At 58.8% G+C, this 12,657-nt stretch carries 10 protein-coding genes and 2 pseudogenes; 9 read left to right on the top strand and 3 right to left on the bottom strand.

Annotated features, from left to right (window positions below; all coding sequences use genetic code 11):
• The first annotated feature begins 135 nt into the window (after positions 1-135).
• Genes ATY79_RS31555 through ATY79_RS31565 form a run of 3 tightly spaced genes read left to right on the top strand, consistent with a single transcriptional unit; the run spans position 136 to position 1,894 of the window.
• Positions 136-429: a hypothetical protein gene (locus tag ATY79_RS31555; protein WP_245312383.1), complete on the top strand. Its 294-nt coding sequence runs from the start codon at positions 136-138 to the stop codon at positions 427-429.
• 17 nt (positions 430-446) lie between these two features.
• A complete protein-coding gene (locus ATY79_RS31560; RefSeq protein WP_245312384.1) occupies positions 447-1,208 on the top strand; it encodes an adenylate/guanylate cyclase domain-containing protein in 762 nt (253 codons plus the stop codon).
• Entirely contained in the window at positions 1,124-1,894 is a 771-nt protein-coding gene (locus tag ATY79_RS31565) for a hypothetical protein (RefSeq protein WP_245312385.1), read from the top strand. The genes ATY79_RS31560 and ATY79_RS31565 overlap by 85 nt, the downstream gene beginning before the upstream one ends.
• A 32-nt stretch (positions 1,895-1,926) precedes the next feature.
• Here the strand turns inward: ATY79_RS31565 and ATY79_RS15825 are convergent, their stop codons facing one another.
• Entirely contained in the window at positions 1,927-2,403 is a 477-nt protein-coding gene (locus tag ATY79_RS15825) for a DUF995 domain-containing protein (protein WP_088704337.1), read from the bottom strand.
• Positions 2,404-3,324: 921 nt separating this feature from the next.
• Here ATY79_RS15825 and ATY79_RS15830 point away from each other — a divergent pair.
• Positions 3,325-3,551, top strand: a pseudogene (locus ATY79_RS15830) (IS30 family transposase); the annotation flags it as partial.
• A gap of 64 nt (positions 3,552-3,615) precedes the next feature.
• Here ATY79_RS15830 and ATY79_RS15835 read toward each other — a convergent pair.
• Both ATY79_RS15835 and ATY79_RS15840 read right to left on the bottom strand, forming a co-directional pair.
• Positions 3,616-5,244 (bottom strand): thiamine pyrophosphate-dependent enzyme, encoded by a 1,629-nt coding sequence (locus tag ATY79_RS15835; protein ID WP_088704338.1) that lies wholly within the window; start codon positions 5,242-5,244, stop codon positions 3,616-3,618.
• 18 nt (positions 5,245-5,262) lie between these two features.
• Positions 5,263-6,465, bottom strand: coding sequence for an amino acid aminotransferase (locus ATY79_RS15840; RefSeq protein ID WP_088704339.1), 1,203 nt, complete (start codon positions 6,463-6,465; stop codon positions 5,263-5,265).
• A 122-nt stretch (positions 6,466-6,587) separates the two neighbouring features.
• On the opposite strand from ATY79_RS15840, the gene ATY79_RS15845 reads away from it, so the two are divergent.
• The 5 genes and pseudogenes from ATY79_RS15845 to ATY79_RS15865 all read left to right on the top strand — a co-directional run bounded on the left by ATY79_RS15845 (position 6,588) and on the right by ATY79_RS15865 (position 12,637).
• Complete coding sequence (locus tag ATY79_RS15845; RefSeq protein ID WP_245312386.1) at positions 6,588-7,082, top strand: Lrp/AsnC family transcriptional regulator; 495 nt, start codon at positions 6,588-6,590, stop codon at positions 7,080-7,082.
• 424 nt (positions 7,083-7,506) lie between these two features.
• Positions 7,507-8,274 carry a sugar phosphate isomerase/epimerase gene (locus ATY79_RS15850; RefSeq protein WP_088704340.1) on the top strand — a complete coding sequence of 256 codons (768 nt, stop codon included), beginning with the start codon at positions 7,507-7,509 and terminating at the stop codon, positions 8,272-8,274.
• Positions 8,275-8,780: 506 nt separating this feature from the next.
• Positions 8,781-8,897, top strand: a pseudogene (locus tag ATY79_RS31970) (type II toxin-antitoxin system VapC family toxin); the annotation flags it as partial.
• A gap of 427 nt (positions 8,898-9,324) precedes the next feature.
• Entirely contained in the window at positions 9,325-10,677 is a 1,353-nt protein-coding gene (locus tag ATY79_RS15860) for a ferric reductase-like transmembrane domain-containing protein (RefSeq protein WP_088704342.1), read from the top strand.
• Between the two features lie 304 nt (positions 10,678-10,981).
• Positions 10,982-12,637, top strand: coding sequence for a Na/Pi symporter (locus tag ATY79_RS15865; RefSeq protein WP_088704343.1), 1,656 nt, complete (start codon positions 10,982-10,984; stop codon positions 12,635-12,637).
• Positions 12,638-12,657 lie beyond the last annotated feature (20 nt).

Consider the following 12,657-nt stretch of genomic DNA (forward strand, 5'->3'; position numbering starts at 1 on the left):
CCGCTTCCTGGCAGCCAAAGATTTTAAGGCTCGGCCGCGTTACGCGAAATGAGTATTTCGAGTTCGAATCCCAGTTCGAGAACTATCTTGGATTGCGCCTGGCTGACGGCTATGATCTCGAAGCTGGAGAGCACGATGATGGATGATCATGTCGATCGTAGGTTGGCGGCGATCTTGGCGGCTGATGTCGTCGGTTATTCTCGCCTGATGGCAACCGATGAAACTGCAACCCTGGCCGCTTTGAAACGTCATCGGCAAGTGGTCTTCGATCCGGTCGTGGCGGGCCACAATGGCCGTATCTTCAAGCTGATGGGTGACGGCACACTTGTCCAATTTGACAGCGTTGTCGATGCGATGAATTGCGCACTGGCGTTGCAGGAAAACTCAACCGACAAGGACGATGCACTGCTAAGTGAGTCCTTCGGATAGGCATAAACCTTGGCGATGTGAGGTTTGATGACGCCGACATCTATGGCGATGGTGTCAATGTCGCAGCCCGCCTGGAGTCCTTGGCAGAGCCGGGTGGTATTTGCATCGCCTCGACAGTCAAGGAAAGCATCGTTGGCCGTGTCGACGCCTTGTTCGATGACGGCGGCGAGGTCCACCTGAAGAACATCGACCGACCCGTCCACATCTGGAGATGGCATCCACCACACTCGACGGTGGTGGACTCCACCGTTCCGCTCAAGAGCGTCGAAAGCATGCGCCCGTCGCTGGCCGTGCTTCCCTTCCAGAACCTGAGTGGCGATGTCGAACAGGAGTATTTCGCGGATGGAGTTGTAGAAGACATAATAACGGCGCTCAGCCGCTTCCGCTCGTTTGCGGTAATCGCGCGCAATTCCTCATTCGTCTACAAGGGACGAGCGACCGATGTCCGCCAGGTCGCGCAGGAGCTCGGCGTGCGCTACGTCCTTGAAGGCAGCATTCGAAGAGCCGCCACTCGTCTGCGTATTGCGGCGCAGCTCGTCGAGGGTGGTACGGGCGCCCATCTCTGGGCCGAGTACTACGATGGATCGACAGACGACATTTTCGATTTCCAGGACCGCATCACCGAAAGCGTCGTGTCGAACCGCACATCAAGCGCGCGGAGGTCGCCCGTTCCCGGAGAGAGCGCCCGGAGAGCATGGAGGCATATGACCTCTATCTTCGGTCGCTGGCAAACGTGTACTCGAGTGAGCTGGATCGGAATGGTGCCGGACTTTCGCTGATCAAAAGGGCGATTTCACTCGAGCCAGGTAATGCGACCTATCTTGCGTCTGGCGTGATGCTGCTGATGCAGCGCGGGGTGTTTGGATGGAAGCTCCCTGATGCGGACGACAACCGGAAACTTTGTTCGAACTATATCGAGCGTGCCCTCTCCAACGGCCAAGGCGATGCGACCGTGGTGGGGATGTGTGGAAACGCGCTCCTTCAGTACCTGAGAGAGTATGACCGGGGATTCGAGCTGATCCGACGGGCCGTTTCGATCAATCCAAACAACCTCGAGGTCGTGGCTACCGCCGGCGTTGCCAACCTGCTCTGCGGTAGCCTTGATGACGCCGTGACATATTTTCAGCGTGCCGAGCGGCTCAGTCCCAACGGAGTGGACTCGCACTGGAACCTAACGGGGCTCGCCCACATCGAGATGGTGCGTGGCAATTACGAACAAGCATTGATCTGGGCGGGTAAGTCGATGGCTGCCAATGCCTACTACGGCCCATGCTTCTGGATGCTGATCGCTGCGAACGCGCAGCTCGGACGGATGGAGGAGGCCCGACGGCATCTCGCCAGCTTGCTCACGATCTCGCCCGAGGTCACGGTCGCCAGTATTCGCGCAGGCCAAGCCGCCAAGCTTCCAGAGCGGATCGAACCCATTCTGGCGGGGTTATTGCTCGCAGGTATGCCTGAAGCATGAAAGCGCGACGCCCGAAAGCCACGTGCAGCAAGCTACTGCTTCATAAGCTTCACCTTCAAAGCCTCGATCTTCGGGGTGATCGTGTCGCCGCCAGACAGCTTCGGTGTGAATTTAGCCCACGTTCCGCCCTTGGCCGGCTCCGCCCGATAGAGAACCTTCGGCTTTGCGGTGTCGCGCGCCCACAGTTGACATTCGTCCGAGTGGTTCGTGCCCCATGCCCCCGTCCACTGGTCCGAAACGCAGAGCTTGCCGTCTGAAGTCGACCACGTGCCCTCAGCATGGGACGGGCCGTTTCCCGTGTAGCCGAGCATCTTGCCGTCGGCGCCGAGATACCAGGAGATCGGCTCCTTCTCTCCTTTGTGACCTTTCTCGGTGAAATTATAGGTCTTCCCGGCGAACATTTCCTTGATTTCGGCCGCGGGGATCGGTGCGGCCCCTTTTGGCGCTGCCTGAGCGAACGCAATGGTGGGAAGCGCAGCCAGTACTGTCAAAGCAATCATCGATCGCATGTGAACCTCCTCTTTTTGAGCAAATACAAAAATGCGAATACCACGCTCTGGCTCGGCAACAGGCCTCTGTCAGCGTCTGAATGCGTTAAACGATGCGGGGCCGAACGACGCCAGCGAGTGGCTCGCAACCAGTACGCACGCTGAAATCGTAATCCATTGATGCCCCCGCCCGCCCACAATAGCACAGCGAACGGCGCTTTTGCCCTCCTCCGATTGAAGTAGCCAGCGGACGTGCTCCTGGCGCTTCGACCAGAGAGAGTCGCCGAAGGATTCGAATTCGCAGCCGTTGGGTCCTAAATCCCCGACCCTGTAGGCGCGGAGCGCTGAAGAGCTCACCCCCCTCGCCCTGCGGGAACCATTCCACCTCGAAAGGGATCTTCAACGCGGATCCGGCGTATCTCGCGATAGACGGTCCGCATTACCTCTCAGTACAAGATGCAATTGATGGAACTGCCGAACGGCTGACAGTTGGTTTGCCTTACCGTCGAAGCTACTGACTGCGACGCCTGCATCTTATTCCGGATGAGCTGGTTCATGATGGCTTGATCGTTCTGTGCTGACCTTTGCGCCTCCTCGATCATACGGTTGGTCTGGTGAGCTCCTGGTTGGTCATGGCGGGACGCAACCCAGTGTCCTTCCCCTTCGCATCAGCGCACATGATCCGGTCCGGGCCATGTTGCCTCACGATTTTGCAGGCACGATCGCCCGCCAGGTAATATCTGCCGTCCACCGGGCAACGGACTCTTGCTGTCGAAGAGCACAGCCTTTCCGGTCGTGGCGCTCACGGCGGGAACCAGCAAGGGCTTGCCGATGGACGACAGTTGCGTCAAGGAGTGAGTGGACAGCGTTCCCTCGACTGCGCTCGCCAGTCCTGACCCCGCTAGCCTCTGCTTGGGGCGGTCGCGCCGCGATTACCCCATGTTCTGCGACCCCAGTGCCCCCTGGTGGAAGGGAGTCGTCGAAAATGCCAGCACAAGCGCATTCGCCGCTTCATGCCAACCCATACCGACCTAGCACCGGTCGCTCAGCGAGAGCTAATACACCTCGCTCGCCACCTCAACGACCAGCCAAGAAAGTGCATCGGCTACAAAACGCCGGCCGGAGTCTTCATGGCGCATTCGCAAGAAGCGGGTGATCCCCTACCCTAATCGCCGGCCTGATGCACTCGGGTGAGGCTCTCCAAAATAACAGAGTGTTATGGGAGGGCAGAGCCTATACGGCAGGCGGCTCTGGATGGAGGAAGGGCCATGGGCTAGCTTCCGAACCCCTCTCGATCGGCACCTCGATAAGGACAGGAGCGTTCAGATCCAATGCCTCGATGATTAGCGACTTGAGTTCGCGCGGTGATGTGGCCCGGAATGTCTTGACGCCGAAGCTCTCGCCCAGCTTCACAAAGTCTGGGTTCGTCAGTTCGGAACCGAGGTAGCGACCTGAATAGGTCTGCTTCTGGTCACGCAGGACGTTTCCGTAGGCGTTATTGTTGAAGACAATGGCTACAACCGCGATGTTGTGTTGAACGGCGGTTGCCAGCTCCTGGATACCGAACATGAAACCGCCGTCACCTGACACCGATACGACGGCTTTGTCGGGGTTGCCGACTTTGACGCCGAGCGCGGTATTGAAGCCAAAACCGAGATTGTCCTGATAGCCGCAAGTGACATACCGTCTTGGGCTGTAGACCGGGAACGCAAATCGAGCGGTGAAGCCCATCTGACTGACTTCCTCGACGAAAAAGCCGTCTCTGGGAAGGGCCTCGCGGATCGCGTTGAGATAGTGGACCTGCGGCTGCACAGCCGAAAAGCGCTCCCTCGCCCTGCGGTTGAGCTCTGCAAACTCGCCTGTCCTGTCGGCAGCGGTCGGCGGAACCAGAGCGTCGATCAGAGCCCTGGTTCCTGCCCTCGCGTCGGCAACCACACGGACATCCGGTTTGAGGCGGACCATTTCCGTCGGATCGATGTCGATGCGAATAACCTTCAGCCCCTTCGGCAACCACCGCCAGCGCATGTATTGAAGTTCAAGGCGGCTCCCGATCCCGATCAAGACGTCTGTGTCCTTCCAATAGTCGAAGGCAGCCACCAAATTGAGATAGTTGGGATGGTCATCGCTGACGACGCCCTTGCCAGAACGGTGTGAGGTGACCGGCGCGTTGAGGGTTTCCGCCAGCAGAGCGACTTCATCGCCCGCCCCCACGGCGCCGCCGCCGACCATAATGAGAGGGTTCCGTGCATTTGCGAGAATTGCGGCAGCTGCCTTGATCTGCTCTGGATTTACCTGTGGGGCGGAAGCAGGTTTGGTCTGCGGAAGATCCAGTTCAGGTCCCGCCATGCCGAAGACATCCCACGGTGCTTCGACAGCGCCCGGCCCTCGACGTCCGGAAAGCATCTTGCCGATAACCTCGGCCATGACCGCTCCCGTCTGAGAGTGGTGATCGATGCGTTCGGCGACCTTGGTGATGCCCCGCATGGTCGCCAATTGGTCGGGCAGTTCGTGCAACTGCCCTCGCCCCTGGCCGATCAAATGAGACATGATATTGCCTGTTAGGCACAGAACCGGCGAATTGGAGCCGTAAGCCGTGCACAAAGCTGCGCCGGAGTTCAGGACGCCCGGACCGGGCACGACCGTGTATGCGCCGATCCGGCCGGTCGACTGGGCATAGCCGTAAGCCATATAGCCGGCACCCTGTTCGTGGCGGGTGTGGATGAAACGGATCTCGTCGCGCTTTTCATAAAGAGCGTCATTGAAGTCGTACATGTGGGCGCCGGGAATGCCGAACACCGTATCAATGCCGTTTTCGATTAGGGAGCGGGCAATGGCCTGCCCCGTGGTTTCCATTTTTGTCATGACTTGTCCAACTTTGAATTAGGAATGAGGTCTGGCTGCGGATCGAGTGTTCAATGCGCCCTCTGCGTGAAGAGACTTCACGATGACGTCGACGTCGTCAGGTTGCATTCCTGCAATGTTCATGCGGCCGGAATCCGCCATGTAGACCCCCTGCTTCAATCGCAGGGCTGCGGTGATTTCCTTCGAAATGGCCAGATTTGAGAAAAGGCCACGCTGCTTTGCGATAAAGGCCAGATCAGGATGTGCCGCTGCGAGTGCTGCACGATTTCCATTGACGCGAGAGCACATTTCCCGAAGCTCATCCTTCCAGATTTCCGTTAGCTCCGCGCTTTCCAGAATGGCACGAACGATTGCCGCGCCATGATCGGGCGGCATCGACCAGTTGACTCGGGCCAAGGAGGCCAGGTTGCTTTCGGCAATTTGAAGTTCTCTGGAATTGCGGCTCACGAGATAAAGTGCGCCGACGCGTTCGCGGTAAAGCCCGAAATTCTTGTCGCAGGAATAGGCAACCATTGCTTCGTCGACTGCACTGAGAACAAGGCGCGTCGGCTCTGCGTCTTGCTCAAGACTATCGCCGAGTCCCTGATAGGCAAGGTCGATGAACGGAATGAGCGCCCGTTCTACGAGGAACGCCGTGATCTGCTTCCATTGTTCAGTGGTAAAATCGATTCCCGTGGGGTTATGGCAGCAACCATGAAGAAGAACGATATCTCCCGCGTTCGCCAATGACAGCGCCTCGACAACGCGATCGAAGTCGATCTTCTGCGTGGCCAGATCGACGAACCGATAGTCCTTGACGGCCAACCGGGCGGATCCAAAGATCGGCGCATGGTTAGGCCAGCTGGGCGTCCCCAACCAGGCCTGAGCATTCGGATTGGCCTTAGCGATGAGCTCGGCGCCGAGCCGCAAGGCCCCGCTTCCGCCGGGCGTCTGAATACCGACAATGTGATCAAGCAAGCTGCTCGTGGCTCCGAAAATAATCGGCTTGAGCAAATTAACGAAAGTCAGATCGCCTTCCGGACCGAGGTAGCGTTTGCTGTCCTGCGTTTCGAGCAAGAACCTCTCCGCCTTCTTGACGGCGCGCATAACCGGCGTCTTTCCCTGTTGGTCACGATAGACGCCAACACCAAGGTCGATCTTAGTTTGACGTGGGTCGGCGTGAAACGCCTTGATAAGTGCCAGAAGGCTATCGGCTGGCTGCTCTTTGAGTTTATTGAACATCTTCCACCTCGCTTTTAGGAGCCGGCGTCACCCTACCGTGACTACGATGGCGATTTCTTGCATTTTTGTTCACACACAAGTAGAAGGACGCATGAAATTCCTAATTTTGCCGAACTTCACGCATGAAAGTCGACATGGCGAGCAAAGAGGCACTAGACCAGTTTGATATCCGGCTCCTTGCGGCAATCCAAAGAAACGCGGAACTGACGCAGGCCGAGCTATCACAACTCGTGAACCTGTCGGCCGCGCAGTGCTCTAGAAGGCTTGACCGCCTCCGGAGCGAAGGTTTTGTTCAGAATGTCGTGGCTATCCTCAACCCAGAAAAGCTAGGACTTTCCGTCGTTGCCCATACATTGGTGAGCCTGCGAGCCCATACGGAGGGAGGCAATGAGCAGTTGCACCGCTTCATTGAAACCTCTCCAGAAATCCTGGAGTGTTATTCGCAGACCGGCGAGGCCGACTTCCTGATGAAAATTGTGGCCAGCGACCTTGATCACCTCAGCGTATTCCTGGAGCGGATGATCAAGGTCACGGGCGGGCTTGCGTCAGTGCGGTCGAGTATCGTCCTCCGCACCCTGAAGAAAAGCACCGAGCTTCCCTTGCAGATCATGCGGTAGGCGAGCCGAGCTACGGAGCTCGAAGCATTGCTTCGACAGTCTGCGAAATGATTGCCTGATCCGCGCACAAGAACCGCACCGGAGCTCAATGCAGCCCCGATCAAGGGAGCCGCCAACGGACACAATTGGCAATGGCGTCCCTGGGGCATAGCAAAGCACCACACAGTCACGTGTGTTACCCGCCAGCGACCGTTTCGCACCGGGCAACAATCATTGAGAGGAAGAGTGCGCGGGTTTAGCCGCCTCCGTCGTCGGCAAAATCATCTTCACACGCAAAACCGCTACCAGAGATCCGCGATGCGTCGATCCTGCGCAACATCGATCGCAACAGTGCGGCCTATCTGGAAGGTTTAAAAATCGCTCCCATTCGACTTCTCGCACAAGCCGTCGGCTTTCGGTAAAAGAACGAGACAACGAGGCCCATATGATGCACCCAAAGCTATCTTTGCAACTGTTCTCAATGAGGGGGCTCGGCCCACTCGATCTGCAGCTGCGCGCTGCCGCATCCGCCGGGTTTCAATTCGTGGAGCCGCTCGAAGACCATCTGCAAGATAGTGCCGAGCTAGTAAGCGGTTTGCGCCGTTACGGGCTTAAAGCGCCAACGGCTCATATCGGTCTCGATTCCCTTCGGGCGAAGTCCCAAGAGCTTATCGATGCGTGCAACGAGTGCGGCGTCGAGACGGTCTTCTCACCCCACCCTTGGCGTACGTTCAACGGACACGGCGAGATCGCCTGGAGGAAATTGGGCGTCGAGCTTGCCGACCTTGCCGAACGACTGGGAGACCAGCGCATTGCATTTGGATACCACAACCAATCCGCGGGCTTCGCCGCAATGTCTGGTGCACGCTGTGGCATCGACGTTCTTTTCGAAGCTGCACGAGGAAGTCGGCTGCGATGGCAAGCAGACATCGGCTGGATCCACAACGCGGGCGCCAGCCCGTCAGAATGGCTGCGACGTTATCAACGACTTCTTGACTCCGCCCACGTCAAGGATAGAGCTCCTGAAGGAGCAAATGCCGATCAAGACGGATGGGCTGACGTCGGCGCAGGAGTTCTGATTTGGCCGAGCCTATGGCGGGAAGCGATACGTTGCGGGGCGAAAACACTCGTCGTGGAGCATGATAATCCGAAGGATCCCTCGGAGTTTGCAAGGCGCAGCTTCGAATATCTCAACCGCTTCCTGGCTCCGTGACGCCATCAGACGTTCTCATTGCCCACGCCGCCGCCATGGCAGCGGCTTGGATAATTTCCAGATTACGTGTTCGATCCGTAGTTAGCCGCTCTCATCCCAATGCTGGCCGTTCCGACTTCCAGTAGATACCTTTCGCCGGACCCTTCTGCTCATCCCGACTTCCTCCATCGCCTCTTCAAGGTCGGCAAGGTTCCAGGATGACATCCAGCAGATCGTCAAGCGCAATGAAGCCATCCAAATCCCCTTTGCCGGCCTGCCGTCTGAGGCTGCGTTCGTTAAGATGAAAAGGCGGCGTGCCTTCGCAGTAATGGCATTCCAGCGCCTTTGAGGATCGCTGCTGCGACCAAGAGCCGGGCCTCTGCCGCCGGTATTTCTTTCAAAGTTCGAACGAACATTTTCCATGGAGGTTCCATGATTGACCTCTCCCTTTGTGCCTTCCACTCGCGCATCAACTTTCGACCGCGCGGCCATCTGGTCGCCCGAGAGCTGCCAACAGCCGCCGGGCCGTGTCGTGGCTACGCTCCGTCGATCCCCTGGGTGTCCATCCGACTGCAGCATCGGCGAGATCAATGCGCCTTAATGCTTCAAAACAGAAATCGGATCCGAAGGCTGCCGCTCATGTCATCATCCTCGCGCTTGACGTTATCCACCTAAGATTGTTTAATCCGAGGCTATAACTTCTGGAGGTATGATGGCGTCGCGGTTTTTTTACGTCGCAATGGTAGTCTGCGTCGCCGGCGCGCTTCTGTGGTGGGCCATCAATTGGTGAACGGCCGTCGGGACGCGGTTCAATGACATCCGCTCAGGCCGGGACGCGCACGAAGCGCCCTCTCAGTCGCTTCGCGCAGTACTCTCACGCCAGGGTGTCGTAACGGTGGCGCAATCCTGTACTGCTTCGTGCCAACGCAATCGAGAAGCCGCCAGGCCATGCCGTCGCCGGAAAAACGGTTGAGCAGCTATTGAGAATACCACTCGTCTACACCATCATCGCTAAAGGTCCGGGCACCAGAGGACTTCTCGGTAAGCCGGATCATCCTAGAGGCGACGCCCATGCGAAACCTGAAGCGTGCATTTTGGGCTATGCTCGTGCTCCTGTCCCTATCTTGGTTGGTTGCTGAGCCAGCGGTCTTTCAGGCGGTGAGCTTCTTTGGCGTTCGTGCTCTGACGATGCAGTTCACCGGCATCATCGCGATTGGTTGCATGAGCGTCGCGATGGTTCTGGCGTTGCGGCCACGCTGGCCGGAGCCATGGTTTGGTGGTCTCGACAAGATCTATCGCCTGCACAAGTGGCTCGGCGTCACGGCGCTCGTCGTTGCCATCGTCCATTGGCTCATGGCTCAGGGGCCGAAATGGGCGGTCGGTTGGGGTTGGCTCGAGCGCCCGGTGGGCGGAGGGCGGCCTGCGATCGACAACCCTGTCCAAGCGTTCCTGGGGAGCTTGCGCGGTTTTGCCGAGACCGTCGGTGAATGGGCCTTTTATGCCGCCGCGCTCCTGATCGCACTGGCACTTGTCCACTATTTCCCCTATCGACTGTTCTATAAGACGCACCGCCTTCTAGCCGTCGCCTATCTGGCTTTGGTCTTCCACACGGTCGTCCTCATCAAGTTCAGTTATTGGGTATCCCCTGTTGGATGGATGACCGCGGTGCTGGTCGCCTATGGTACATGGGCGGCTACGATCGTCCTCCTGCGTCGAGTAGGTGCGGACCGCCAGGTGAACGGTAGGATCGTCTCTCTTCGCTACTATCCTGGGGTGCGCGTGCTGGAATCCGAAATCGAGGTGCCGCGAGGCTGGCCGGGGCACAAGCCAGGCCAGTTCGCCTTTGCCACGTCAGATGTGACAGAGGGCGCCCATCCCTACACCATCGCCTCCGCATGGCATCGTGAAAACCCAAGAATTTCCTTCATCACCAAGGAACTGGGCGACCACACCGGCCGCCTGCGCGAGAAGCTTGCGGTCGGGCAAGAGGTGAAGATCGAAGGGCCCTATGGCTGTTTTACCTTTAATGACGACTGTCAACATCAGATCTGGATCGGCGGCGGAATCGGCATCACCCCTTTTGTTGCGCGTATGAAGCACATGGCACCGCAAAAGACAGCGCCCGACTGGCCCGATGGGCAGACGGCGGATCTCTTCCACAGTACCGCCGATGTCGATGAAGAAGCCCTCGCTAAGCTGGCTCAGGATGCCAGATCCGCTGACGTCCGACTGCATTTGTGGGTCGATGCGCGCGACGGCCGCCTGACGGGCGAGCGCATTCGAAAAACTGTTCCCAACTGGCGTGAAGCGAGCATCTGGTTCTGTGGCCCGACGGGCTTTGGCGAAGCATTAAAACGCGACTTCGCTGCGCAGGGCTTTCCCGTAACTCGGCGCTTCCACCAGGAACTCTTCGCGATGCGGTAGAGGTCTTTAACGGAGTGTCCAACTTGCAAACCGCATGGGCATCATTCCGGGACGCTGCTTTGCGCTATGTAAATGCTACCGGTCGGAAAGACGAACGTTTTCAGTCCATGCCTCCTTGTCCCGACTTCGAAGCCGTCGCAGCTAGATTTATGCCTGGCTGGCGTTTGAACAAACAACAGATGACATCATGCCGGTGTCGTGTCTTCAGACATAGATCCTGCGCAGCGCGATTTTGGACAATTACGCTTGCGATGCTATGACTTAATCGCGACTAGAAGCGGAGCGCAGACAGGGCGGAACGCGCATGGCTACTGCAGTTGCTATCCTCGGGGGTATCGGGCTTTTTTTGCTCGGCATGACCGTCATGACTGATGGTTTGAAGGCGCTGGCGGGATCTGCACTGCGGACTGTTCTCGGCAAGGCCGCGGCAACGCCGCTCTCAGGGGCTTTCTGGGGTGCCATCGTCACGCTACTCGTTCAGTCGTCGAGCGCGGTAACGATGACGACGATTGGCCTCGTCAGCGCCGGGCTCTTGACGTTTCCGCAAGGGCTTGGCCTCGTATTCGGCGCAAATGTTGGCACGACCGGAACGGCCTGGCTCGTGGCGCTGATTGGTGTGCGCGTCTCGCTTTCAACTTACGCGCTGCCGATTATCTTCTTTGGCTCACTGGCCAAGTTGCTGGGGAGCAGGCGGATCGCGGCGGCGGGCGGCGCACTCGCAGGATTTGCGCTCGTACTCTACGGGCTGACCACCTTACAGCAGGGCATGGGAGGTCTCGCCGAAAGTCTGCACCCGTCCGACCTGCCCGCGGTTCTCGGCATGCCGGGGGTCGGCTGGATCGATGGGTCGGTCGGTCTCATGAGCTTGGTGGTCGTCGGCTTGGCGATGACCGCGGTCATGCAGTCATCGACAGCTTCGATCGCCGTTACCATTTCGGCATTCTACGCCGGTGCGGTGGGCCTCGAACAGGGCGCAGCCCTGATCATCGGTCAGAACATCGGAACGGCGACGAGCTCTGCACTGGCAGCCATAGGCGCCAGCGCAACGGCCAAGCGCCTGGCTCTTGCCTATGTTTTGTTCAAGCTTATAGCAGCAGTTATCGCTATCGTCGCGTTTCCGGTCACGGCCCGGCTGATGAAGGCCCTGACGACATCACTCGATGGGATGACGCTCCTTGCCGCCTACCATACGGCCTATAACGTGGTGGGTGTCGCGGTGCTGCTTCCGGCGACGCAGTGGTTCACCCGCATCGTGGAGCGGCTCCTGCCCTCCAGGCAGACGGCACTTCAACGCGCTCTCGATCCAAGCGCACTTGCCAGTCCGGTGATTGCGGTCGAAACCGCCCGGCGCGTCATAGCCGGCGTCCTCACGCGGTCCACGGCTTCCGTTGCCGTGATGCTTTCCGGCGGAGCCGTCCCTTCAGCGCAGGCTGGCGAGGCGGCCAGTGCACTGTCGGAAGTACGGTCTTTCTTGTCCGAGCTAATAGAAGGGCCTGAGACAGATGCCGAACGGTTGCGCATGACGAGCACGGTGCACGCACTCGACCACGCCTCACGTCTCGCAGAAATCTTGGCCGACGGCAATTCACCTGGGCATCGGGCCGAGGCTTCCGGCAATCTTCGCGCTGCAGAGCTATGCGCACGGGCCATGCGCGCGGTACAGGCGATAGGTGGCTCCATCACCTCGGAATCTGCTCTCAGCACAAAGGCCACCTCCATCGGCTGGAGCACTTCGACCGAGGTCGCTGCATCGCTCGATGAAGCAGAGGCAGCATCAAGCGAGCTGGAGGCCCTGCAGCGCAACCACCGCGCTGCGGCCCTCGCCTCCGTTGCGCGGGGCGAACTGACTGCGGCCGATGCGCTTGGTCGGATCGACGCTGCCCGACGGCTTGACCAGATTGCGCACCACGCCTGGCGTTCGGCTGCCCATCTGCTCGGCAGAGGCGTCAATGCCGATTGAGACTTGCGGTGAGGCCCAAA

This window comes from Rhizobium sp. R693, from assembly GCF_002211315.1.
Classification (GTDB): Bacteria; Pseudomonadota; Alphaproteobacteria; order Rhizobiales; family Rhizobiaceae; genus Rhizobium.